A 21597-nucleotide genomic window follows, 5' to 3' on the forward strand; every position below is an offset into this window, starting at 1 on the left:
GTGGTGGCGGTAAGGGTCCGACCTTTGTTCCCGGGCGTGACCCTTTGCGGCTTTGCCCCGGGGACGATCTGTGCCACATGATGGGGCGTTGAGACGACAAGCCGGATCTCCGGCACCACTTTCCTGAACCGCATCGGCGTGGATTCGTTGTTTTCCTACAGCAACCGGGATGCGTCCGACGATGCCCCCGGTCAACGGCCGGCCACGGCGCTCGAGGCGCTGCGGACGGTGTTCGGCTACGACTCCTTCCGCGGCCAGCAGGCCGACATCATCGACCATGTGGTGCGCGGCGGCGACGCGCTGGTTCTGATGCCGACCGGCGGCGGCAAGTCGCTGTGCTACCAGATCCCGGCGCTGGTGCGCGACGGCGTGACGGTCGTGGTCTCCCCCCTGATCGCCCTGATGCGCGACCAGGTGACGGCGTTGCGGGAGCTTGGCGTGCGCGCCGCATTCCTCAACTCCTCCCTCGGCCCGGCGGAGGCGCGGGAGGTGGAGCGGGCGATGGTGCAGGGCGAGATCGACCTCGTCTATGTCGCGCCGGAACGGCTGGTGACGCCGCGTTTCCTCGACCTGCTCGACCGCACCCGGCTGGCGCTGTTCGCGCTGGACGAGGCGCATTGCGTGTCGCAGTGGGGCCATGATTTCCGCCCCGAATATCTGCAGCTGTCGATCCTGCACGAACGCCACCCGATGGTGCCGCGCATCGCGCTGACCGCCACCGCCGACGTGCAGACCCGCGCCGAGATCAAGGACAAGCTGGGGCTGACCGACGCCCGCGTCTTCCTGTCCAGTTTCGACCGGCCCAACATCACCTACCGCGTGGTGCCGAAGAAGAGCGAGCGCCAGCAGATGCTGGCCTTCCTGCGTGAGAACCACCCGGAAGACGCCGGCATCGTCTATTGCATGTCGCGCAACAAGGTGGAGGATGTCGCCGCCTGGCTGAACCAACAGGGCCGCGAGGCTCTGCCCTACCATGCCGGGCTGCCTGCCGACGTGCGCGAGGCCAACCAGGACCGCTTCATCAAGAGCGAGGGTCTGGTGATGGTCGCCACCGTCGCCTTCGGCATGGGCATCGACAAGCCGAATGTCCGCTTCGTCTGCCACCTCGACCCGCCCAAGAGCCTGGAAGCCTATTACCAGGAGACCGGCCGCGCCGGCCGCGACGGCCTGCCCGCCAACGCCTGGATGGCCTACGGCATGGCCGACGTGGTGATGCTGCGCCAGATGCTGGAACAGTCGGAGGCCGGCGACAGCCACCGCCGGGTGGAGCGCGGCAAGCTGGAGGCTCTGCTCGGCTTCTGCGAGACGCCGGACTGCCGCCGGCAGGTGCTGCTGAACTATTTCAACGAGACGCTGCCGGAGCCCTGCGGCAACTGCGACACCTGCCTGGACCCGGTCGAGACCTGGGACGGCACCGTCGCGGCGCAGAAGGCGCTGTCGGCGGTCTACCGCACCGGTCAGCGCTATGGCGCCGGGCACCTGATCGACGTGCTGGTCGGCAACGCCACCGAGAAGGTGGTGCAGCAGCAGCATGACCGGCTGAAGACCTTCGGCGTCGGCACGGATTTGACCAAGGTCGAATGGCAGTCGGTCTACCGCCAGCTGGTGGCGACCGGCCTGCTGACCGTCGACCTGGAGGGCTATGGCGGCTTCCGCCTGACCGATGCCGGGGTGTCGGTCATCAAGGGGCAGCGGGTGGTAAAGCTGCGCAAGGATCCGGTGCTGGAGCGCCGCCGCGGCGTCCACGACGCGCTGCGCCGCCACACCGCGCGGGGCGGGTCGGCCGGCGGCGGATCGAGCGGGGAGGGCGTGTCGCGCTCCGGCGCCCGCGGCGCCCTGTCTGCGGCCGACGACGCGCTGTGGCATGCGCTGAAGGATTGCCGCACCGCGCTGGCGAAGGCGCAGAGCGTGCCGCCCTATGTGATCTTCCACGACAGCACGCTGCTGGAGATGGTGGCCCAGCGCCCCCGCGACCACACCGCCTTCGCCCATCTGCCGGGGGTGGGCGGACGCAAGCTGGAACGCTACGCCGACGCCTTCCTGGAGGTGATCCGGCAGCACGGGTGAGGCTTTCGGGTGCATGGCAGGGATGAGTGCGGGCGGTTGATTTTTCCGAAATTCACCGCTTGCATCCCACGAAGCACCTCGCTATGTTCCGCGCCACAACGACGCCGCAGTAGCTCAGGGGTAGAGCAACTGATTCGTAATCAGTAGGTCCGGGGTTCAAATCCCTGTTGCGGCACCAGTTTTCCCACCGGCGGATTTGCCGGTTTCCCACACAGGGCTCGGCAACGAGCCCTGTGTTTGTTTATGCGCCAGATCAAACAGCAACGTCGAGTCGACAGAAATTTGCGAGCTATGGCCAACTTTCCCGTCACAATTCGATTCCTTTCGGAATCCAGGACTCCGGGGAGTGGGTCATTTCGTTGCGTTTATGGCGCGCTAGTGGATTATCGCAGAATAATACGTGTCAACCCGTGCTTATCCATGCCATATGGCGTTAAGAGCTTCGGTCGACCGAGCCGTATCGGGGGGATGCTATGCTGCCCAATCTGATCCAAGCCGTGGTGCTCTTGGCCCTCGGCTCGTTTGCTGTATCGTGCTTTATGTTCGCAGCCAAGCTGTTCCGAGCTGATGGGCATGAGTACGCACGCAATCGGGATCGCACTGGCGGCTTTCGTAAAGCTCTGCGTGGCGAGATCGAGACGGTATTCGATGGTGCTCGTGATTACCGGGTTTCAGCTGGTATTGCGATCGACCGCAATACCAATAGCTGGGTAGAGCAAGGGCGACTGTCTGAAGAGGCGATTTCGGCCTCCCTTCGGCCGGCTCGGCAGTAACAGTAGCAAAACTGTTGAGCACTCAAGGTGATTTATCGAAGGCTTCGCTTCCCTCAAAAAGCGAAGCTTTTAAGGCGGATACTGCCAAGCATCCCTACCACTTCCGTGGTTGGGTTCCGGCGGTCAGTGGTCGTCTGTCTTTTCGAGCCTTTGGGCAATCATCCTTTCCCACTAAGGCGGTTAGTGCAAATCGTTCAGATGGCAAGACAAGTTATATTGTCTGCTATCAGAGACGAGATGCGTCTGATGTCGTTCTTCCATTCAAATCAGCGCTAGCTCCCTTGATGCTAAAACTTAAGGGAGATTTCTATTTTGTCTGCATAGCCAAGACTGTCCATCACGAGGGCCGCAAGCAGGAATTTCTAGATGGCTGGTTAATTTTATTTGAGAATACTGAGGTTTGGAAAAATCATGTAGCCCCTATACTAAAGGAGCTTCAGGATCATATTAGGCAATATCGAGCGTATTCTCTCTCGTGTTCGCTAGATGAACATGTGGCGGCGAAATATCAGGCAACTATTAATGGAGCTAAGACGCTCTCAAGTTTCAATGCGCAATTCTCACTGTCTCGGTCGGGAACCGTATCTATTGCGGTTCCTCTCAAGCCCGTTGTTTCAAGCAAGGCCCCTGCTTTTCCAAAGGATGCCCCTAACAGAGGGCACATGATGCATTTGCTTTCAGCCCAGTTATTTTTCTTCTTGAGGGATATTGGGCATCGGCATCAGCACCATGATCCTAAGACAGATACAATTTCAGATCTTCACAGGATTGATAAGATCGATGATGACTTCAACTGGAGGCTCGGTACCCTCTATTCAATGTATCGGAAGGTCATTGATCTAAAGCGTGCGCCGCATAGCGATACCCTTGCGAATGCTATGGGTGTAATTGCCTATGCTGAGACTTTTGAAAATATATGCAAAGACGAACTGGATAAAAATTCAGCTGAGAACCTGCCAACATACTATAATGAACAAACTAAAGAAAGTATTTCTGCGGCAAAGTCAGCTTTAGAGCTTAGGTATGCGGAGAATGTCAGGAAGAGGGATGGTCTTCGGTCTCTGCTCCTGAGCATTCTTGGTGCTGTATTCGCGTTTGTGGCTCTGCTTAGTTTGGCAGATGGCGCGGGTAGTATCAAGGCGCACCCAGCTCTCTTGGGTGCGGCGAGGATGATGCTTGTTCATCCATTTGAGTGTTTGTTTTTGGTAATCTTTCTGTATGTGATTTATGCAAAAATTGCAACTTTTGGTGAGCCGAAGGCCTTTCCGTTGTTCAGAAAGACGCTAAGGCTTTTCCATTTTCTGGATCGTCCTGTCCAAGTGATAGCTTGGATATTTCTTGGCTTGGCGACCATTGCGTTGATGTACTTCGTATTTTTAGTGGATTTTTCCAAGATATTGTAGAGTTATCCTGCGGACTATTCTTTTCTCATTGTTCTCTTTATCTGCGCGGCATGCCGCCATGCGGTCATCCGGCCGGACATAAACGGCGACCACGCCGCGGGACCGGTGCCCCGTGACCGACCGGATCTCGTCATCGGTCGCGCCGGCCGTGCCCAACTCGGTGGCGGCGGTGCGGCGCAGATCGCGGAACTGAAGCTCCGCCGGCAGCTGGGCGAGCGCACGGATCCGGGCGAACTCATGGCCGAAGTGGAATTTCTGGTACGGCCGGCCGGTCGCCTCACTGACGATCACCTGCACGGCGTCGCGCTTCAACTTCCCCAGCAGTGCCTGCATGGCCGGCGTCACCGGCACCCGCAGGGCGTGCTTGGTCTTGCCCTGCACCAGGCTGAAGGCCGTGCCGTCATAGTCCGACCATTTCAGCGCCAGGATGTCTCCCTGTCGCTGGCCGATATCGAGCGCCAGCCGAACTGCGAGCGCCAGTGACCCCCCGGCCGGCCTTGATGGCGGCGGCGCAGAGGGTGTTCATCTGGTCCGGCTGGCCGCCAAAAACAACTCGGGCGCCGCATCCCCCGACACGGCGCCCGCCACTCTCCCCACAATACCCGTCAGCCTCACTCCACCGCGTAAGGCGGCTTCGTATACCCCGCCGGCGACAGGGTGAAGATCTCCGCGCCGTCCGCGGTCACGCCGATGGAATGCTCGAACTGGGCGGACAGCGACTTGTCCTTGGTCACGGCGGTCCAGCCGTCGCCCAGGATCTTCACGTCGGGGCGGCCGGTGTTGATCATCGGCTCGATGGTGAAGATCATACCTTCCTTCAACACCAGACCCTCGCCCGGCTTGCCGTAATGCAGGACCGACGGCGGCTCGTGGAAGACGCGGCCGACGCCGTGGCCGCAGAAATCGCGCACCACCGAGAAGCGGTGGGACTCGGCGAAGGTCTGGATGGCGTGGCCGATGTCGCCCAGCGTGGCGCCCGGCTTCACCGCGGCGATGCCGATCATCAGCGCGTCATAGGTGACGTCGACCAGCTTGCGCGCCTTCACGCCCACCTCGCCGCACAGATACATGCGGCTGCTGTCGCCGTACCAGCCGTCGACGATCGGCGTGACGTCGATGTTCAGGATGTCGCCGTCGACCAGCCGCTTGTCGCCGGGGATGCCGTGGCAGACGACATGGTTGACCGAGATGCAGTTGGCGCGCGGGAAACCGCGATAGCCCAGCGGGGCGGGGATGCCGCCATGGTCGCGGATGAACTGCTCCAGCAGGCGGTCCAGCTCGCCCGTGGTGACGCCCGGCTGCACATAGGGGACGATGTAGTCCAGAGCCAGCGCGGCCAGCCGGCCGGCCTTGCGCATGCCTTCGAATCCCTCCGGACCATGAAGACGGACGCGGTTGGATTCGACGTGATCCTGTTCCAAGACGAAAGCCCCTATGCCAAGTAACCGAAAGCCCGATGCCCGAACCTGCCGCGGCGTTACAGCCGGATCGGCAGCGGCCGGTCCAATTCAATCGATTCGGGCGTGATCGCGCAAGACCAACACAGCGCCTCCACCCCCGAATCCAGCGCGCGGCGCAGACCGTCGTGATAGGCCGGGTCGAGATCGGCCGCCGTGCGGAAATGGGTGCAGTCGCCGCGCTGGACAAGATAGAGCATGACCGCGCGGCAGCCCTGGGCCACCATCGCCGCCATCTCCTCCAGATGCTTGGCGCCGCGGGCGGTGACGCAGTCCGGAAACTCGGCGGCGTCACCGTGCGGGCCATCGGGGCGGCGGAGATGGACGTTCTTCACCTCGACATAGGCGGGAGGCCGGGGGGCGGGTTTGGCCGGGTCGTCCTCCAGCAGCACGTCGATTCGGCTGTTGCGGCCGTATTTCACCTCGCGCCGCAGCCGGTCGTAGCCGGCCAGCTCCGGGATGGTGCCGGCGGCAATCGCGGTGGCGACCAGCGCGTTGGGATGGCCGGTGTTGACGCCGACCAGCCCCTCGCCCCAGGGGGCGGCGGCCTCCACCAGCTCCAGCGTATAGGCCAGCTTGCGGTTGGGGTTGTCGGAGCGCGACACCCAGACGGCGGAGCCGGGGATGTCCAGCCCGATCATGCTGCCGGAATTGGGGACATGCGCCGTCACCTCCACCCCGTCCAGCAGGACATCGGCAAGGAACCGCTTGTAGCGGCGGATCAGGCGGCCTTGAAGAAGGGGGGTCGGAAAGCGCATCTTGGCGGCGACGCTACCCCTGGCCTTCCCGCTCGACAAGAGCGTTCCACGGAGACCCGCAAGCCATGACGTCCGAGACCGCAGAAAACCCGGTTGCCGCAAACCCGACCGCCGCAAATCCCACTGCCGCCGTCCTGGTGATCGGCAACGAGATCCTGTCGGGCCGCACCAAGGACGCCAACCTCGGCCACATCGCCGAGAAGCTGACGGAGATCGGCGTGCGGCTGCGCGAGGCCCGCGTGGTGCCGGATGTGGAGGAGGAGGTCGTCGCTGCGGTCAACGCTCTGCGCGCCCGCTACACCTATGTCTTCACCACCGGCGGCATCGGCCCGACCCACGACGACATCACCGCAGCCTGCGTCGCCAAGGCCTTCGGCGTGGCGCTGGAGCGCAATCCGGAGGCGGTCGCCCGGCTGGAGCGCCATTATGCCGCCGGCCAGTTGAACGAGGCGCGGCTGCGCATGGCCAATGTCCCGGCCGGCGGCATCCTGATCGACAACCCGGTCAGCCAGGCGCCGGGGTTCCAGATCGGCAACGTCTTCGTCATGGCCGGGGTGCCCAACATCATGCGGGCGATGCTGGACGGCCTCCTGCCGCGGCTGGCCGGCGGGCCGGCGCTGCATGCCCGCACGGTGGCCTGCGAGTTGGGGGAGGGGGTGATCGCCGCCGATCTGTCGGACTTGCAGGATCGCCATCCGGCCCTGGAGATCGGCAGCTATCCTTACTTCCGCAACGGCTTCTTCGGCGTCAGCCTGGTCCTGCGCGGCACCGACGAGGTGGAGGTGGCGGCGGCAGCCGATGAATTGGCAAGCATTATTGGCCGTCTGGGGGGCACGCCGACCGTCACGGTTGGTACGAAGGGGTAATGCGGCGCTATGACCGGAGCTATGTCGGCGGATCGATTGTCCCGACCCGATTCGGGCCTACATTGGTTCCCTATGATCCAGATCGCGTGTGCCGGGAGGCTCCGCCATGAAGAGCTTTGAGAAAGCGGCGTTGTTGTTCCTTCTGCGCCATTTGGCCGCAGGGATTGCCGGTGCGGTGGTGCTGGCCACCGGCCTTTTGTGGTTCGACGTCGCCAAGCTGGCGACGCTGATCGGCAACAGCGAATACGGGATCACCGCGACCGTCATGCTCTATGCCGGCCTGATGCTGACCTTCGGCAGCGTGTCGATGGGAATCGGCATCATGGCGATGAACGAAGACACCCGTCCCTGAAGCATTCTGGCCCCTGAAGCTCTGCGAAGCATCCTGCGGGCTGGACGTTCGGACCGGCTGCGTTCAGAAATTGGCGCCGAACGGCCCGAAGCGGTCATAAATCCACACCAGCGCGACAATTGCCGCCAGCCAGAGTGCTGCGTTGCGCAGCACGACTCCGCGGTTCCGCCGAAGGGCCGCCGGCACCACCAGAACGGCCACCATCAGAAGCGCCACCAGCGACAGCCAGTTCGTCTCGCTCACGCCGCGTCCTCCCTTTCCCCGGCCCCGGTCGGGGCATTTCCCACAGTTGCGCTTCCTTCGATATGGGAATGCCTGCGGTTTTGCGAAGCCCCCTTGACCCGCAGCCCCGCGATTGTCTAAGTCATGACCACGGAACGGTGCGTTGCATAACAAGGTATGCAATCTGCGCGGGCAGCGCGGGGCCGTTCCGTCGACATGAGCTTTGCCGTCATGTTCCGGTCGCCTGACCGGTCTATGATGGCAGAGTCCGGGGCGCGGGCGTGGCGAAACCGGTAGACGCAAGGGACTTAAAATCCCTCACCCTAAGGTATGCGGGTTCGAGTCCCGCCGCCCGCACCAACTTCATTGCAGTAACGTCTTTACAGTCCGGCCTGCCTCCATACCGACATCAGCGTTCCACGGAACCGCCGGCATTGACCCAGGCGGCGAAGCCGCCGCGCAGGCGGTTGATGGGGCCGGTGTGGCCGGCGGCCACCATGCGTTCGGCGGCGGGGCCGCAGCGCATGCCACCCTGGCAATGGAAAACCAGATGCTTGGCCGGATCGGCCGGGACCCGCGACGGGTCGAAGGAGGAGAGTGGGTTCAGGATGGCGCCGGGAATATGGCCGGCGGCATGTTCGTGGGCTTCGCGAACATCGACGATCACCGCTTGGCCGCTGGCCTGCCACTCGATGGCGGTCGCCGCGTCGATCTGGCGGATGGGAGCGGCGCCGCCCCGGTCGGTCGACGGGGCGGCGGGGATCAGGCGGCGGAACAGCGTGCACAGGGACATGGTCGGGATGCCTTGAATTGGGACGGTCGGACGGGCCGGGCGGATGCCGGGAAAACCCTTGACCATAAAATTAGTAATTTCTAATTTAGTGTCAATGAGTGCGTCCATCCTGACCCCGGGGCTGCGGCCCGCCGCCAAGCTGATGAAGGCGCTGTCCAACGAGGCGCGCCTGCTGATCCTGTGCGAATTGGGGCAGGGGGAGCGCAGCGTCGGCCAGCTGGGCGAGATCGTCGGTCTCAGCCAGTCGGCCCTGTCGCAGCATCTGGCGCGCTTGCGCGCCGACGGGCTGGTCCGCACGCGGCGACGGTCGCAGACCATCTTCTATTCGATCGCCAGCCGGGAAGTGACGGCTGTCATAGAGGTGCTGGCCGACCTGTTCTGCCACACGCCGGACTCGTCCGGCGCGAGCGCACCGTCCTGCGGTGCCGCAGTGGGCGGTGCTGTGGGCGGAGCCGTGGCCGATGCTGCGACCGATTCGGTGTCGGAGGAAGGGACGGCAAGTTGCCGGTCCGGACCGGGAGACCGGTCGGAATAAGGTGGTGCGGGCGGTCGGACTCGAACCGACACTCCTTGCGGAACCGGATTTTGAGTCCGGCGCGTCTACCAATTTCACCACGCCCGCAGCGACGCCTCTTCTAACGCAACCGTCCGGAAACGGAAAGTGCAAAAGATGCAGGGTTTCTCTCCGGCCCGATCCCCCCGCCGGCCGGCGCCGGGGGACGCAGCCATAGCCACGCTTATTCCCCGGCGGCAGCACCGTCCCTGCCATGCCGTCGCAGGGGCCATGCGCGCGTCGCGGACGGCTGGTCGAACGGTCGCGCACGCGCTACCTTGTCGGCCATGACGACCGAGCCCCTCATGTCCCGCATCTTCGACGATCCCCGCATTGCCGCGCTTCTGCTGGCCTTGGCCAGTGCCGGCGTGCTGCTGTCGGCCCTGTTCTTCCAGTTCGTGCTGGATTACCAGCCCTGCGTCCTCTGCATCATGCAGCGCTGGCCCTATGTGGCGGTGATGGTGTTCGGGCTGGTGACCTGGCTGTTCCGCCGCTGGAAGGGGCTGGGCGACGCGCTGCTGGTGGCGAGCGGGCTTGCCCTGCTGGCCGGCGCCGGCATCGCCGCCTATCACGTCGGGGTGGAGCAGCATTGGTGGGCCGGCACCTCGTCCTGCGGCGGCTCGGCCCCGGCGAACTCGCTGGAGGCGCTGCGGGCGCAGGTGATGGCGGCGCCGGTCACCCGCTGTGACGAAGTGGCCTGGTCGCTGTTCGGCATTTCCATGGCGGGCTACAACGTGGCGATCTCGCTGGCGCTGGCGGCCTACGCCTTCGTCGCGGCACGCGCCGCCTACATCCGCACCCCGGTGTCGAGGACTGCACTGTGAGCGAAACGAACACTCCGACCACCGCCCGCGCCTCCGCCCGCGCCTCTGCCGGCGCGACGAAGGGCGCGCTGCCCGGCGACCTGCCGCGGCGCCAGCGGCTGGCCCGCATCGTCCGCGTCGACCATGCCGGCGAATATGGCGCCAAGCGCATCTATGAGGGCCAGATCGCCGTCATCGGCAAGGGCCGGCACGGCAAGACCCTGCGCCACATGGCGGAGCAGGAGCTGGTCCATCTGCAATATTTCGAGAAGCAGCTGAACCGGCGCCGCGTGCGGCCGACCCTGTTGCAGCCGCTGTGGCATGTCACCGGCTTCCTGCTGGGTGCCGGCACCGCGATTCTCGGCGAGCGCGCGGCGATGGCCTGCACCGTCGCCGTCGAAGAGGTGATCGAGGAGCATTACGAGGCGCAGCTGAAGCAGCTCGGCCCCGACGAGCAGGAGCTTGCCGACAGCATCCGCAAGTTCCAGGCGGAAGAGGTCGAGCACCGCGACATCGGCCTCGTCAACGAGGCGGAGCTTGCGGCCGGCTATCCGGTGCTGTCGGCGGCGATCAAGGCCGGCACGCGCGCGGTGATCTGGGTGGCGGAACGGGTCTGAGGGACAGTTTTGGGGGGAGGGGGCTTCACGCCCCCGCCTTCGTATGAGCTTTACGCCCCTTCCGCCACCACGCGTTGGTAGGCCGGCAGGGTCAGGAACTCCGTGAAGTCCTCGCGCGCGACCAGATCGCGGAACAGGGCGGCGGCATCGGCATAACGGCCCCCGGCGTAGGCCTCGGCGCCGACACGGTCCTTCCAGGCGGACAGCTCTTCCGCGACGATGCGGTCGACGAGGTCGAGGGTGACGAGCTGACCGTCGTCCAGCATTGTGCCGGTGTGGACCCACTGCCAGACCTGGGTGCGGCTGATCTCCGCGGTGGCGGCGTCCTCCATCAGGTTGAACAGCGGGACGCAGCCCTGGCCGCGCAGCCATGCCTCGATATAGCCGATGCCGACCGCCACGTTGTTGCGCAAGGCCCCTTCGGTCTTCGGCCCGGCGGGGACCGCCAGCAGGTCGGCGGCGGTGACGGTCACGTCGGTGCGCTTGCGGGCGATCTGGTTGGGCGTGGTCATGTAGGCGTCGAACACCTCGCGCGCCACCGGCACCAGACCGGGATGGGCGACCCAGGTGCCGTCATGGCCGTTGGACGCCTCGCGCTCCTTGTCGGCGCGCACGCGGGAGAAGGCGACCTCGTTCGCTTCCAGATTGTCCTTGACCGGAATGAAGGCGGCCATGCCGCCAATGGCCGGCGCGCCGCGGCGGTGGCAGGTCTTGATCGCCAGCTGGCTGTAGGCCGACAGGAAGGGGGCGGCCATCGTCACCTCGGCCCGGTCGGGCATGACGGCGGCGGGATCCTTCCGGAACTTCTTGATGAAGCTGAAGATGTAATCCCAGCGCCCGCAATTCAGGCCGGCGGAATGCTCGCGCAGCTCATACAGGATCTCGTCCATCTCGAAGGCGGCGAGGATGGTCTCGATCAGCACCGTCGCCTTGATCGAGCCGTGGGGCAGGTGGAGATACTCCTCCGCCACCAGGAAGACCTCGCGCCACAGCCGAGCCTCGAAATGGCTTTCCAGCTTGGGCAGGTAGAAATAGGGGCCGCTGCCGCGGGCCAGAAGCTCCTTGGCGTTGTGGAAGACATGCAGGCCGAAGTCGAACAGCGCGCCCGACATCGGCTCGCCTTCCATCAGCACATGGCTCTCGTCCAGATGCCAGCCGCGCGGGCGGATTTTCAGGACGGCGGTCTTGTCGCTGAGGCGGTATTTCTTGCCGCTGGCCGGATCCTCGTGGGAAATGGTCCGGCGCACGGCGTCGCGGATGTTGATCTGCCCCTCGACCAGATTGGTCCAGGTCGGGCAGGTGGCATCCTCGTAATCGGCCATGAAGACCTTGGCGCCGCTGTTCAGCGCGTTGATGACCATCTTGCGGTCGACCGGCCCGGTGATCTCCACCCGGCGGTCGAGCAGGTCGACGGGCAGCGGGCTGATGGTCCAGTCGGCTTCGCGGATGGCGCGGGTTTCCGGCAGGAAGTCCGGCTTGTGGCCCTGGTCGAGCAGCGCCTGCCGCTTGGTCCGCACGTCCAGCAGCCGCAGCCGCTCAGGCCCGAAGCGACCCTCCAGCTCCGCCAGGAAGGCCATCGCCTCCGGCGTCAGGATCTCCTCGAAACCGGGCTTCATCGGACCGCGGATCTCAAGGCTGGGCATGCTGGTGGCCATCGTGCTGCTCCCCTTCCCGTATCGTGACGAACCGCTCTCTCGACGGTTGAGCGACCGGTATAGCACGGTACAGGCGCAAGCCGGGGACGGCCTATGGTCGCAGAGGGGGTGGCGGGATCAGCCCGTGCTTCTTCAGCATGCCGCGAAGCTGGTGGTAGCCGAGCCCCAGCGCCTCGGCGGTCTGGCGCTGGTTGAAACGGTTCCGCTCCAGCGCTTCGCGCAGCTTGGCGCCCTCGAAGGCGCGGACCTGATCGAGGATACCGCCGTCGAAGGTCGGGATGGCGGGCGAAGGCTTGTCCGTGACGGGCGCCGGGGGGTGAGTTGGATCGGGGCGGGCGGTCGGCGCCGCGAACGGGCGCCAGGGCGAATCGAAGGGGTCGAGGATGATGCGGTCCAGCGGCTCGTCGGTCTCGGCGGCGGCGACCGAGCGCTCCACCGCGTTGCGCAGTTCGCGCACGTTGCCGGGCCAGTCATGGGCGCGCAGCCGGTCGAGCGCGGCGGCGGTGAAGCCGGAAAACAGCGGGCGTTGCAGCTCGCGCACCATGCCCAGGGCGAAATGCTCGGCCAGCGGCGGGATGTCCTCGGGCCGGGCGCGCAAGGGCGGCAGCGTCACCACGTCGAAGGCCAGCCGGTCCAGCAGGTCGGCGCGGAAGCGGCCGGCGGCGGCCAGCGCCGGCAGGTCGGCGTTGGTGGCCCCCACCACCCGCACGTCGACGGTGGCGGTCCGTCCGCCGACCCGCTCGATCTCGCCATACTCGACGGCGCGCAGCAGCTTCTCCTGAACGGCGGGGGAGGCGGTGGCGATCTCGTCCAGGAACAGGGTGCCGCCGTCGGCCTGCTCGATCCGGCCGATCTGCCGGCGGGTGGCGCCGGTGAAGGCCCCGGCCTCATGGCCGAACAGCTCCGAATCGAGCAGCGATTCCGGCAGCGCGGCGCAGTTCACCTTGACGAAGGGGCGGTCCCAGCGTTGCGACAGGTAATGCAGGCGGGCGGCGATCAGCTCCTTGCCGGTCCCGCGCTCCCCGATCACCAGCACCGGCCGCTCCAGCGGCGCCACCCGCGAGACATGGGACAGCGTCGCCAGAAAGGCCGGCGATTCGCCGAGCAGGGAGGGGGGAGCGGCTTGCATCGCGTAAGTCTTCACATATTCGCCGATATGGCGATGGTATCGTTGAAATGGCGATATGGCAACCTGGGTGCCGTCATGCTGTTCGGAGCGGAAAATCAAGGCAAGGCAACGGCTTAAGACCATTCCGCCGGAATTGGCACGCCGGTTGCGATAGTGGCGGCATGGCAAGGAGGTCAAGCATGAGCGACTTCAGCGATTTCCGCCGCCGCTACGGTGGCGACCGCTTCAACAGCGCGCAGAGCCGCCCGACGATGCGGCGCGTGCGCAACTATCTCGCCACCCGGCCGGTCGAAAGCTGGCTGTTCTTCTTCGCCGGCATCGTCGCCGGCGCCATCCTCGGCTGATACACGGGACATCCATCATGAGCATCTTTTCGCGCCTGACCGACATCGTGCAGTCGAACCTGAACTCCCTGCTCGACCGCGCCGAGGAGCCGGAGAAGCTGATCCGCCTGATCATCCAGGAAATGGAAGACACGCTGGTCGAGGTCCGCTCCTCCACCGTCAAGATCATCGCGGAGAAGAAGGAGATCGAACGCCGCGTCGCCGACCTCCACCGCGAGCGCGACGAATGGGACCGCAAGGCCGAGGTGGCGCTGACCCGCGACCGCGAGGATCTGGCCAAGGGCGCCCTGATGGCCAAGTCGAAGGTCGCCGAGCAGGCCGACGCGCTGGCCGAACAGCTGGTGCAGGTCGAAGCCGCGCTGTCCAAGGCCAACGAGGACATCGGCCGCCTGCAGGCCAAGCTGACCGACGCCAAGACCCGCGAGAAGGCGCTGGTCGCCCGCACCCAGACGGCCAGCAACCGGGTCAAGGTCCGCACCGTCCTGCATGACGAGCGCATCAACGACGCCCTGTCGCGCTTCGAGCAGGTCGAGCGTAACCTCGACGAGATGGAAGGCCGGGTCGAGGCCTATGACGTCGGCCGCACCAAGAGCCTGACCGAAGAGATCGCGGAACTCGAAGCCTCCCACAAGGTCGAGGAGGATCTGGCCGCGCTGAAGGCCCGCATCGCGGCGCGGCGCAACGGCTGACCGCGATTTGGTGCCGGGGTGGGGCGGTGACGCCCCGCCCACTCCCCTCACGACAATAAGAAGGCCCGACGACCATGGGGTTCCTGGGTTTCGTCCTCGCGGTGCTGTTCATGGTGGTGGTGGCGCCGGTGTGGATCGTCTTCCACTACATCACCAAATGGCGGGCGCAGCGCGGACTCACCGCGCAGGACGAACGGCTGCTGGCCGAGTTGTGGGAGATCTCCAACCGGCTGGAGACCCGCGTCCATGCGCTGGAGCGTGTGCTGGATGCCGAGGCGCCGAACTGGCGCAACAAGGTGTGAGGGGGTGAGTGGGTTAGGTGTCGGCTGGCGATTGCCCCCTCCCTAACCCTCCCCCTCTTCGAGGGAGAGGGGACTGCCGCCGCTTCGGCAGCTACGGTCCGCCGCCAAGCATCCTACCCCCTCCACCGCGATCGGACCGGCCTTTGGCCGGCCGAGGGCGGGGGAGGGATGGGGAGGGGGCAACCGCCGCAGCACCTCCCGCCCAACCCGAAACTCAACGAAAGGAACGAGGCCGCCATGGACCGCAAGTCCTTCTACGACTCGCCGAATCCGCATCGGCTGTATCGCGATCCGCAGCGCGGGGTGCTGGGCGGGGTGTGCACGGGCGTCGCCGATTATTTCGGCGTGCAGCCGATGGTCGTCCGGCTGGCGATGCTGTTCGCCCTGTTCTTCTTCTCGGTGCCGCTGGTGATCGCCTATGTGATCGCGCTGATCGTGCTGCCGGTGCGCCCGGCGCAGCTGTATCGCGATGCCGAGGAGGAGGCGTTCTGGCGCACGGTGTCGACCAAGCCCGACCGGACGCTTGCCGGCCTGACCCAGCGCTTCCGCGACATGGAGAAGCGCATCGTCGGGATGGAGGCCTATGTCGCTTCCAAGGAGTTCGAACTGAACCGCGCGATCCGCGACCTGGACCGCTGATCCTTCCGGGCCATCGCAAGCCGGCCCGAAGCCGGCGCCTGACGGAGCATCGACATGAATCGCTTTTCCCTTTCGGTGCTCCTCGCGCTGGCCATCGCGGCGGTGGGGCAGGCGGGCCTTGCCCATGCCGAAGAACCGGCCATCGGCTTTCAAAGGCTGTCCCTGCCGGCGACGGACCGGCACCGGGCGCTGGAGGTCGCGGTCTGGTATCCGGCGGAGGCGGTGGGTGAGACCACGCCGGTCGGCGACAATCCGGTATTCGCGGGCACGGCGGTCAGGGTCGGCGCGCCGCCGCAGCCGGGCCGGCATGGGCTGGTGGTGGTGTCGCACGGCTATGGCGGCAACTGGACCAACCAGCAATGGCTGGCCGCCGATCTGGTGGCGCAAGGCTATGTCGTCGCCGCACCCAACCATCCCGGTTCGACCAGCCGGGACATGGCGCCGCCGGATGCCGTCATGCTGTGGAAGCGTCCCGGCGACATCAGCCGCGTCATCGACTGGCTGAACAGCGAGCCCCGCTGGTCGGGACTGCTCGTCGCTGGACAGGCAGCGGTGGTCGGGCATTCGCTCGGCGGATGGACCGCCGTAGCCCTGGCCGGTGGGCGTTTCGAACCATCGCGTCTCAAGGCCGCCTGCGATGCCCATCCGCTGATGGCGGCTTGCGGACCGGAAATCGGTGTATTGGGCGACGATGGCCGGCCGTCGCAGGCTTGGGCAAGCCAGCCTCCGGCCGCCCGGACTTGGGACGATGGGCGGATCAAGGCCGTCGTCACGCTCGATCTCGGCTTGTCGCAGGGATTCGATCCGGAAAGCCTGTCCAGGAGCGAAGCCGCGTTCCTGGTCGTCGGGGCCGGCGCCGGCAATCCGAAAATGCCGGTCGAACTGGAATCACGCCATCTGGCCGGCGGTCTGCCGAGCGACCGGACGCGCTATGTCGAAATCGACGATGCCGGTCATTTCAGTTTTCTGGGCGTCTGCAAGGCCGACGCCATCCCGCGGCTGGAGGCCGAGCGGCCGGGCGACGGGGCGATATGCCGGGATCGTGACGGCCGAAACCGTGAGGCCATCCACCGTCAGGTGTCGGCCCTGGTCGTCGGCTTCCTCACGTCAACGATGCCGCCACGGTAGCCGGCGGCCGCGGCCCGGAAGAACACGAACTCGGTGCGCGGATCAGCGACGCTGACGGCGCCGGTCGCGGATGCGGATCGGAATCGGTTTGGGGGTGGGCATCGTGGCGATCAGACCGGCCAACGCCGCAGCCGTCGCCACCGCACCACCGAGCAGAACGAGATCCATCATAGGCCCTCCACCGTCGAGATCCCCGCGTTCACCCACATGGTGAAGCAGATGGGTAGAACATGGTAGCGAAAAGAGATGCTTGCAACATCTCTCCCATTGGGGCGGACCCCAGTAGACATCGTCATCGAACACCTGTCGGCCTGTTCGGGCCTTGATCCAAATCACGGGCTGGGCCGTTATTGGTCGAAGGGACAGGGTGCGGTCTTTTCCAGATCGGCCAGCTGGGCCAGATTGGAAGAACCGGCGCCCTTGTCGACTCACCCGCCCTTTGACGGAGCCCCGCCCCGATGTCCGACAGCAGCCTTCGCCAAGGCGCCCCCCGCAGGCGCAAATCCCTGATCCGCGGCGCCCTGATGCTGAACGGAGCGTCGATGGTGGTGACGGCGCTGCTGTTCGTCCTGCTGCTGTCGCTGGTGGCGCCGCCGCTGGGCGTCAACGCGCCGGGCGCGCGGATGGCGCTGTGGGCGCGGTTGGCGGTCTGGCCGGCGCTGCTGCTGTTCGGCATGGTCGTCGGCGTCATGGCGATGCGCGGGCGCAGCCAGGCCTTCAATCCGGTCGAGGACCCCGAATCGCGCGGCCAGCGCGTCGCCCAGCGGGTGCTGGCCAACAGCGTGGAACAATCCGCCATCTTCCTGCCGGCGCTGGCCGCCCTGGTCGCCACCCTGCCGCAGCCCTCGCTGGCGGCGGCGGTCGTGGCGACCGGGCTGTTCGTGCTGGGGCGGCTGCTGTTCTGGGTGGGCTATCTGGTGCATCCCTTTGCGCGGGCGCCGGGCATGGCGATGACGCTGACCGTCAATCTGATCGTGCTGGGCTGGGCCGTTCTGCTGCAGCTGGGCGGGATGCAGCCGGGCGGTTGACGGCTTTCTCGGCAGGCCTTCTTTCAGGCGGGGGCGCGCTGGCCGGCGCCGCGGTCTTCGCCAGATGCAGCCAGCGGCGGTAGGCCTCGACGCCCACCGGCGCCCGGTGCTTCAGCCCGATGCGGAGGATCTGCGGCAGGGCCAGCAGCACCTTCAGGTCGGTCATCCGCGGTCCGTGGCGCAGGTTCTTCCAGCTGTTGCCGGCCCAGGCGCGCGCCAGCCGCCACGCCAGCAGCGGGGACGGGCAGCGCGCCACCTCGCGGATCAGGTCGTTGCGGTGGTTGTAGAAGCGCTCCATCCCCGGCTTGCGGCCCTTCTCGCTCTTGTCGTGGTAGACCATCACATCCGGCAGGGCGACGACGCGGTAGCCGGCGCCGACCAGCCGCAGGCAGCGGTCCTTCTCCTCCCCCTGGCGGTAGAGTTCCGGCATGTAGAGGCCGACCCGCTCGACAGCGCTGCGCCGCAGCAGATGGCCGCAGCCGACATACCAGGGCACATCGAAGGGCGCCGCCCCCTTGGGGAAATAGACCAGCCCGTCGCGCGTCTCGATGTTGCAGGCGACGGCGGCGACCTCGGGGTTCTGTTCCAGATAGGCGACGCAGCGGGCCAGCCCGTCGGGATCCTCGAACCAGCTGTCGTCGTCGACCGACAGGATGCAGTCGCCGGCGGTGTTCACGAAGCCGAAGTTGCGGGCCAGGATCAACCCGCCATTGTGCGGCTGGCGGACGTAGCGGACGGTGGGAAACTCCGCCCGCATCATCGCGCCGGTGCCGTCGCTGGAACCGTCGTCGATGACGATGATCTCCATCGGCGGGGTGGTCTGGGTCATCAGCCGGGTCAGCGCGATGCGCAGCTCCGGCCCGCGGTTGTAGGTGGCGATGACGGCGCTGACGGTCAGCGTCATGACGGCTCCCTTCGGACAAGATTGGGCGGCGCCACCACCGGACGCAGCGGATCGTCCTCCAGGATTCCCCAGGCCCGCAGCACGCGGGTCAGCGCGATCCACAGCAGGATCGGCAGCAGCGAGAAGAAACCGAACTTCACGATGGTGATGTTGCCGTCGCGGAACCATTGCAGGCACAGCGGCAGGAAGGCGCAGTAGAACAGCACAGCATAGCGGTTGCGGAACCCGTCGGTCCAGAACCAGCGGTGCAGCCGCCCCAGGATCAGCCCGACCACCACCATGGTGACGATCATGCCGATCCAGCCGGCGCTCATCCAGCCGTCGCCCGGCAGCGAGGTGGTCAGGTTGTAGAAGACGCCGTAGTCGTTCAGGTCCACCCATTTCACCGGCGCGCCCACCGGCTTGCCCGGCCACAATATGCGGGGGATCGGTTCGGTGAACAGCTGCAGATACTGGGTGAACCAAGTGTAGGTCGCCGACTGTTTCGGCACCACCCACAGGATGTAGGCGAGGAAGTCGAAGTTCGCCAGATCCTGGCCGGCCAGCGCGTCGATCGCCCGGCCGCCGCCGCTGCCGCCGTTGAACCTCAGCAGGACCGAGGGCGGCGCGTCGCCGGCCAGCACGTCGCGGAAGGCGTCGCGGTTGTTGCCGAGCAGCGTGAACAGCCCCAGCACCGGAACCGCGGCCAGCGCATGCCACAGACGGAACCATTTGGTGCGGGTGCGGTACAGCATCAGCAGCACCAGACCCAGGATGCCCATGATGATCGCCCAGCGGCCCCAGCCCAGATAGGCGCGGTAGGCGACGAAGCCGGCGAAGGGCAGGAAGGACAGCGGGTGGAAGCGGCAGATCCAGATCAGCCCCAGCGTCAGCGGCAGGCCCATCGAATGGGCTTCGGCGATATAGCCGGTGGTGTTGGTGTAGATCGGCTGTCCGGTCAGCGGATCGCGCTCCATCTGCACGTCGCCGGTGCCGTCGAAGCTGGCGCCGCCCTGGCGCTGGATCGCCGAATAGATGGCGAGCGGACCCAGCAGCGCCGCGGTGGTCAGGAAGGCCACGATGTCGACGCGGTCGAAGGCGAAGGACGGCGCCGGTTCCCCGTTCGGGGTCCAGTCGGGGCGGATCATCCCGGCCCAGGCGCAGGCGGCGGCGAAGGCGACCAGCCCGACCGAGCTGACCATCAGGGTCATGACGAATTGCTGTTCGCTGGGCCAGAAGCCCATGAACAGCCACACGTCGTCGAAATTCTGCGTATGGACCAGGATCGGCCGCATGACGAAGACCAGAGCATGGAAGATCAGGTACAGCGTCAGCGGATGGAACATCGATGCGCTGCCGGTGCTGTGGAACACCGCGGTCACCAGCACCAGCACCAGGACCTGCGCGATCAGCGCCATTTCGATCATTGTGGCTTCATTCCAGTGTCTAAGCGTTGGAGAAATTGACATAGCTTGTGACGATCAATAACCGCCAATTTATGCGAACGGAAAAGCGCTCAGGTGGATAGGGTGTGCGTCGATTTAATTAATGCCATAATGACCAATACCACTTTGGTTGTTCTCTGGCGGTGTTGCGCATAAATATTATGATGTTAATGGATTATTTTGACAAATAGGCGGTCTGGAAGTGGAGTTGTTGTTTTTGATCGCTATAGATTTGGATTGGAGAAATGCATGCATGCGAAAGATTTTCTTGAAACCTAAACTTTTCCCTAGCGCCGCTTTTCCTATCTTGACGGCTCCTAGAGGTATGGGTTATAGCAAAAATGCTATATCGCATTCATAAGTTTGGATGCGGCGCACGCACAGAAGGGAGGTGAAAATGCCCACCCCGGCAAAACCATCAATCAATCGCCAGTTTGATATCCGGTTTCTTCCCGGCGATGAGCAAGATGGGTCCGGTCGGGAACTTCTTAATCTCCTTAAATCGTTATCGAGATTTGAGAGGGTCGATGTGTCGTCTCGTGTTGAGGCTCTTTTTTTGAATCTTTCTGCCAAAGGGCCTTACGGCGATCCGTACATGGAGAAGGATGAGACCCGATATTACAAGTACTATTACCAGGGAATTATTATATTTTATTCTGTTTTTGAAAATGTAATTACCGTCTTGCATTCTCGTCGTGTCAGGTGCTCTAGTGAAGAGCGAGAGGGTCAGCGCATTGTTGATCGGAGGCTTATGGGTATCTATTTAGTTAAGTAAATAAAAAACTTCCAATGTCTCACCATGCTAAGAGGAGGTTACCAATGCGCGCTGAATATCTAGGGGAACTCGAAATCAGAATCATTTCCGTTAATATAAACTTAAATTATCAAGCAAAAAAGTGTCCCTTTGCTTAAGAAGGTGGAGGGAGCGATGGCTAAAATAACTAAAATTCAGGGTGGTGGCAATGCGGGTTATGTTGACGAAACTCTCGATAACTTTATATCAGATTTAAGAGAAATATCAGGTATTAATTATGTAAAACACGACCATCATGCAGCTATTGATGCGGCGCGTTTCTGTTATGAAACACGCAAAAAGGCCGGTCTAACTCAGGCGAGGCTTGCTAAAAACATTAGGGTATCTCAATCTGTTATTGCGAGAATAGAAAGTGGTTCGTCAAAAAAAGGGCCAACTCTTGATATGCTTCAGCGCATAGCACGCGGCTGTGGCATGACGTTGGTTCTTAATACTGCTATTTCGCACGAAGCTGCGGCGGAAAAAAGCAGAAAAAGTGACGCGAGGACTTCAGGCGACGGGAATATTGTTTTTCCTACAATATTTTCTCCTAGAAAATAATCGCTTCGCAGAAAAGCCGCGATCCAGTTTTGCGCTGGAAGCGGCTTTTCTGATTCGCAAACATAGGCTCTTGCTGCGATGGCTGCTGCAGCCATACCTAAATAGACACGATGATATCTTGGCCACCTCAACCTTTACGGGGGGACGTTCCGCGGGCAAGCGGGTACGACCGGCCGGTCAGGCTAGGATGAAAAGCCAGCCTATACGTCCCGTCCCGGCCCGGCAGGGGTGCAGAGGGCGTGGCCCCTTCGCACCCGCACACCCCCTTCGCGCTTTTGCCGGTTGCCATGGGCCTGGGTCAGTCTCCCCCTTCGGCGGAAGATCCGTCGCAACGGAG

At 64.2% G+C, this 21597-nt stretch carries 25 protein-coding genes and 3 tRNA genes; 17 read left to right on the plus strand and 11 right to left on the minus strand.

Annotation, left to right across the window (positions count from 1 at the left end; all coding sequences use genetic code 11):
- Nucleotides 1-138 precede the first annotated feature (138 nt).
- The 4 genes from recQ to AZOLI_RS32220 all read left to right on the plus strand — a co-directional run bounded on the left by recQ (nucleotide 139) and on the right by AZOLI_RS32220 (nucleotide 4243).
- The gene (gene recQ, locus AZOLI_RS00935) at nucleotides 139-2067 is read left to right on the plus strand and encodes a DNA helicase RecQ (RefSeq protein ID WP_014246696.1); all 1929 of its coding nucleotides are present in this window, start codon (nucleotides 139-141) and stop codon (nucleotides 2065-2067) included.
- Nucleotides 2068-2170: 103 nt separating this feature from the next.
- Nucleotides 2171-2245 (plus strand) — tRNA-Thr (locus AZOLI_RS00940).
- A 295-nt stretch (nucleotides 2246-2540) separates the two neighbouring features.
- The gene (locus AZOLI_RS32215) at nucleotides 2541-2840 is read left to right on the plus strand and encodes a hypothetical protein (protein ID WP_162487934.1); all 300 of its coding nucleotides are present in this window, start codon (nucleotides 2541-2543) and stop codon (nucleotides 2838-2840) included.
- A gap of 14 nt (nucleotides 2841-2854) precedes the next feature.
- Nucleotides 2855-4243, plus strand: a complete 1389-nt coding sequence (locus tag AZOLI_RS32220; RefSeq protein WP_162487935.1) for a hypothetical protein — start codon at nucleotides 2855-2857, stop codon at nucleotides 4241-4243.
- Here AZOLI_RS32220 and AZOLI_RS00945 read toward each other — a convergent pair.
- The 3 genes from AZOLI_RS00945 to sfsA all read right to left on the minus strand — a co-directional run bounded on the left by AZOLI_RS00945 (nucleotide 4217) and on the right by sfsA (nucleotide 6458).
- On the minus strand, nucleotides 4217-4723 hold the full coding sequence (locus tag AZOLI_RS00945; RefSeq protein ID WP_081505892.1) for a tyrosine-type recombinase/integrase: 507 nt from the start codon (nucleotides 4721-4723) through the stop codon (nucleotides 4217-4219). The genes AZOLI_RS32220 and AZOLI_RS00945 overlap by 27 nt on opposite strands.
- A 131-nt stretch (nucleotides 4724-4854) precedes the next feature.
- Nucleotides 4855-5601 (minus strand): type I methionyl aminopeptidase, encoded by a 747-nt coding sequence (gene map, locus AZOLI_RS00950; protein WP_429725872.1) that lies wholly within the window; start codon nucleotides 5599-5601, stop codon nucleotides 4855-4857.
- 119 nt (nucleotides 5602-5720) lie between these two features.
- A complete protein-coding gene (gene sfsA, locus AZOLI_RS00955; RefSeq protein ID WP_014246701.1) occupies nucleotides 5721-6458 on the minus strand; it encodes a DNA/RNA nuclease SfsA in 738 nt (245 codons plus the stop codon).
- A gap of 65 nt (nucleotides 6459-6523) precedes the next feature.
- Between sfsA and AZOLI_RS00960 the strand changes: the two genes are divergently transcribed.
- Complete coding sequence (locus AZOLI_RS00960) at nucleotides 6524-7324, plus strand: competence/damage-inducible protein A (protein WP_014246702.1); 801 nt, start codon at nucleotides 6524-6526, stop codon at nucleotides 7322-7324.
- 106 nt (nucleotides 7325-7430) lie between these two features.
- On the plus strand, nucleotides 7431-7676 hold the full coding sequence (locus AZOLI_RS00965) for a hypothetical protein (protein WP_014246703.1): 246 nt from the start codon (nucleotides 7431-7433) through the stop codon (nucleotides 7674-7676).
- A 63-nt stretch (nucleotides 7677-7739) separates the two neighbouring features.
- Here AZOLI_RS00965 and AZOLI_RS00970 read toward each other — a convergent pair whose 3' ends face one another.
- Complete coding sequence (locus tag AZOLI_RS00970) at nucleotides 7740-7919, minus strand: hypothetical protein (protein ID WP_014246704.1); 180 nt, start codon at nucleotides 7917-7919, stop codon at nucleotides 7740-7742.
- A gap of 254 nt (nucleotides 7920-8173) precedes the next feature.
- On the opposite strand from AZOLI_RS00970, the gene AZOLI_RS00975 reads away from it, so the two are divergent.
- Nucleotides 8174-8258 (plus strand) — tRNA-Leu (locus tag AZOLI_RS00975).
- A 49-nt stretch (nucleotides 8259-8307) separates the two neighbouring features.
- On the opposite strand, the gene AZOLI_RS00980 is transcribed toward AZOLI_RS00975, so the two are convergent.
- Entirely contained in the window at nucleotides 8308-8691 is a 384-nt protein-coding gene (locus tag AZOLI_RS00980; RefSeq protein WP_014246705.1) for a rhodanese-like domain-containing protein, read from the minus strand.
- Between the two features lie 94 nt (nucleotides 8692-8785).
- Between AZOLI_RS00980 and AZOLI_RS00985 the strand changes: the two genes are divergently transcribed.
- A complete protein-coding gene (locus AZOLI_RS00985; RefSeq protein WP_014246706.1) occupies nucleotides 8786-9226 on the plus strand; it encodes an ArsR/SmtB family transcription factor in 441 nt (146 codons plus the stop codon).
- 2 nt (nucleotides 9227-9228) lie between these two features.
- Here the strand turns inward: AZOLI_RS00985 and AZOLI_RS00990 are convergent.
- Nucleotides 9229-9313, minus strand: a tRNA-Leu gene (locus AZOLI_RS00990).
- A 236-nt stretch (nucleotides 9314-9549) separates the two neighbouring features.
- Here AZOLI_RS00990 and AZOLI_RS00995 point away from each other — a divergent pair.
- Both AZOLI_RS00995 and AZOLI_RS01000 read left to right on the plus strand, forming a co-directional pair.
- Complete coding sequence (locus AZOLI_RS00995) at nucleotides 9550-10068, plus strand: disulfide bond formation protein B (protein ID WP_014246707.1); 519 nt, start codon at nucleotides 9550-9552, stop codon at nucleotides 10066-10068.
- The gene (locus AZOLI_RS01000; RefSeq protein ID WP_014246708.1) at nucleotides 10065-10664 is read left to right on the plus strand and encodes a demethoxyubiquinone hydroxylase family protein; all 600 of its coding nucleotides are present in this window, start codon (nucleotides 10065-10067) and stop codon (nucleotides 10662-10664) included. Before AZOLI_RS00995 ends, AZOLI_RS01000 begins: the two co-directional genes overlap by 4 nt.
- Before the next feature lie 50 nt (nucleotides 10665-10714).
- On the opposite strand, the gene aceB is transcribed toward AZOLI_RS01000, so the two are convergent.
- A complete protein-coding gene (gene aceB / locus AZOLI_RS01005; RefSeq protein ID WP_014246709.1) occupies nucleotides 10715-12319 on the minus strand; it encodes a malate synthase A in 1605 nt (534 codons plus the stop codon).
- A 91-nt stretch (nucleotides 12320-12410) separates the two neighbouring features.
- Nucleotides 12411-13448: a phage shock protein operon transcriptional activator gene (pspF, locus tag AZOLI_RS01010; RefSeq protein WP_014246710.1), complete on the minus strand. Its 1038-nt coding sequence runs from the start codon at nucleotides 13446-13448 to the stop codon at nucleotides 12411-12413.
- Nucleotides 13449-13627: 179 nt separating this feature from the next.
- On the opposite strand from pspF, the gene AZOLI_RS32835 reads away from it, so the two are divergent.
- From AZOLI_RS32835 to AZOLI_RS01030, 5 genes are all read left to right on the plus strand, one after another.
- Nucleotides 13628-13792, plus strand: a complete 165-nt coding sequence (locus tag AZOLI_RS32835; RefSeq protein WP_014246712.1) for a hypothetical protein — start codon at nucleotides 13628-13630, stop codon at nucleotides 13790-13792.
- Between the two features lie 17 nt (nucleotides 13793-13809).
- The gene (pspA, locus tag AZOLI_RS01015; RefSeq protein ID WP_014246713.1) at nucleotides 13810-14481 is read left to right on the plus strand and encodes a phage shock protein PspA; all 672 of its coding nucleotides are present in this window, start codon (nucleotides 13810-13812) and stop codon (nucleotides 14479-14481) included.
- A gap of 74 nt (nucleotides 14482-14555) precedes the next feature.
- On the plus strand, nucleotides 14556-14783 hold the full coding sequence (gene pspB, locus AZOLI_RS01020; RefSeq protein WP_014246714.1) for an envelope stress response membrane protein PspB: 228 nt from the start codon (nucleotides 14556-14558) through the stop codon (nucleotides 14781-14783).
- A 237-nt stretch (nucleotides 14784-15020) separates the two neighbouring features.
- Nucleotides 15021-15422, plus strand: a complete 402-nt coding sequence (gene pspC / locus AZOLI_RS01025; protein ID WP_014246715.1) for an envelope stress response membrane protein PspC — start codon at nucleotides 15021-15023, stop codon at nucleotides 15420-15422.
- Nucleotides 15423-15476: 54 nt separating this feature from the next.
- Nucleotides 15477-16550: an alpha/beta hydrolase family protein gene (locus AZOLI_RS01030; RefSeq protein WP_014246716.1), complete on the plus strand. Its 1074-nt coding sequence runs from the start codon at nucleotides 15477-15479 to the stop codon at nucleotides 16548-16550.
- A gap of 42 nt (nucleotides 16551-16592) precedes the next feature.
- On the opposite strand, the gene AZOLI_RS33565 is transcribed toward AZOLI_RS01030, so the two are convergent.
- Entirely contained in the window at nucleotides 16593-16721 is a 129-nt protein-coding gene (locus AZOLI_RS33565; protein ID WP_014246717.1) for a hypothetical protein, read from the minus strand.
- Between the two features lie 287 nt (nucleotides 16722-17008).
- Here AZOLI_RS33565 and AZOLI_RS01035 point away from each other — a divergent pair, with 287 nt between their 5' ends.
- A complete protein-coding gene (locus AZOLI_RS01035) occupies nucleotides 17009-17578 on the plus strand; it encodes an MAPEG family protein (protein WP_014246718.1) in 570 nt (189 codons plus the stop codon).
- On the opposite strand, the gene AZOLI_RS01040 is transcribed toward AZOLI_RS01035, so the two are convergent.
- On the minus strand, nucleotides 17514-18482 hold the full coding sequence (locus AZOLI_RS01040; RefSeq protein ID WP_014246719.1) for a glycosyltransferase family 2 protein: 969 nt from the start codon (nucleotides 18480-18482) through the stop codon (nucleotides 17514-17516). The genes AZOLI_RS01035 and AZOLI_RS01040 overlap by 65 nt on opposite strands.
- Entirely contained in the window at nucleotides 18479-19888 is a 1410-nt protein-coding gene (locus AZOLI_RS01045; RefSeq protein ID WP_014246720.1) for a membrane protein, read from the minus strand. Before AZOLI_RS01045 ends, AZOLI_RS01040 begins: the two co-directional genes overlap by 4 nt.
- Before the next feature lie 946 nt (nucleotides 19889-20834).
- Here AZOLI_RS01045 and AZOLI_RS30900 point away from each other — a divergent pair.
- On the plus strand, nucleotides 20835-21260 hold the full coding sequence (locus tag AZOLI_RS30900; RefSeq protein WP_162487938.1) for a helix-turn-helix domain-containing protein: 426 nt from the start codon (nucleotides 20835-20837) through the stop codon (nucleotides 21258-21260).
- Nucleotides 21261-21597 lie beyond the last annotated feature (337 nt).

Origin of the sequence: Azospirillum lipoferum 4B, from assembly GCF_000283655.1 — a bacterium.
Lineage (GTDB): Bacteria > Pseudomonadota > Alphaproteobacteria > Azospirillales > Azospirillaceae > Azospirillum > Azospirillum lipoferum_C.

Bases quoted from the DNA above. Each gene is read 5' to 3' on its own strand.
- AZOLI_RS32215 (WP_162487934.1), top strand. From the start codon at position 2,541: ATGCTGCCCAATCTGATCCAAGCCGTGGTGCTCTTGGCCCTCGGCTCG.
- sfsA (WP_014246701.1), bottom strand. From the start codon at position 6,458: ATGCGCTTTCCGACCCCCCTTCTTCAAGGCCGCCTGATCCGCCGCTAC.
- AZOLI_RS01040 (WP_014246719.1), bottom strand. From the start codon at position 18,482: ATGACGCTGACCGTCAGCGCCGTCATCGCCACCTACAACCGCGGGCCG.
- AZOLI_RS00985 (WP_014246706.1), top strand. From the start codon at position 8,786: ATGAGTGCGTCCATCCTGACCCCGGGGCTGCGGCCCGCCGCCAAGCTG.
- AZOLI_RS32835 (WP_014246712.1), top strand. From the start codon at position 13,628: ATGAGCGACTTCAGCGATTTCCGCCGCCGCTACGGTGGCGACCGCTTC.
- AZOLI_RS30900 (WP_162487938.1), top strand. From the start codon at position 20,835: ATGGCTAAAATAACTAAAATTCAGGGTGGTGGCAATGCGGGTTATGTT.
- AZOLI_RS33565 (WP_014246717.1), bottom strand. From the start codon at position 16,721: ATGATGGATCTCGTTCTGCTCGGTGGTGCGGTGGCGACGGCTGCGGCG.
- aceB (WP_014246709.1), bottom strand. From the start codon at position 12,319: ATGGCCACCAGCATGCCCAGCCTTGAGATCCGCGGTCCGATGAAGCCC.
- map (WP_429725872.1), bottom strand. From the start codon at position 5,601: ATGCGCAAGGCCGGCCGGCTGGCCGCGCTGGCTCTGGACTACATCGTC.
- AZOLI_RS01045 (WP_014246720.1), bottom strand. From the start codon at position 19,888: ATGATCGAAATGGCGCTGATCGCGCAGGTCCTGGTGCTGGTGCTGGTG.
- pspB (WP_014246714.1), top strand. From the start codon at position 14,556: ATGGGGTTCCTGGGTTTCGTCCTCGCGGTGCTGTTCATGGTGGTGGTG.
- AZOLI_RS01035 (WP_014246718.1), top strand. From the start codon at position 17,009: ATGTCCGACAGCAGCCTTCGCCAAGGCGCCCCCCGCAGGCGCAAATCC.
- pspF (WP_014246710.1), bottom strand. From the start codon at position 13,448: ATGCAAGCCGCTCCCCCCTCCCTGCTCGGCGAATCGCCGGCCTTTCTG.
- pspA (WP_014246713.1), top strand. From the start codon at position 13,810: ATGAGCATCTTTTCGCGCCTGACCGACATCGTGCAGTCGAACCTGAAC.
- AZOLI_RS00980 (WP_014246705.1), bottom strand. From the start codon at position 8,691: ATGTCCCTGTGCACGCTGTTCCGCCGCCTGATCCCCGCCGCCCCGTCG.
- AZOLI_RS00965 (WP_014246703.1), top strand. From the start codon at position 7,431: ATGAAGAGCTTTGAGAAAGCGGCGTTGTTGTTCCTTCTGCGCCATTTG.
- AZOLI_RS00995 (WP_014246707.1), top strand. From the start codon at position 9,550: ATGTCCCGCATCTTCGACGATCCCCGCATTGCCGCGCTTCTGCTGGCC.
- AZOLI_RS00960 (WP_014246702.1), top strand. From the start codon at position 6,524: ATGACGTCCGAGACCGCAGAAAACCCGGTTGCCGCAAACCCGACCGCC.
- pspC (WP_014246715.1), top strand. From the start codon at position 15,021: ATGGACCGCAAGTCCTTCTACGACTCGCCGAATCCGCATCGGCTGTAT.
- AZOLI_RS01030 (WP_014246716.1), top strand. From the start codon at position 15,477: ATGAATCGCTTTTCCCTTTCGGTGCTCCTCGCGCTGGCCATCGCGGCG.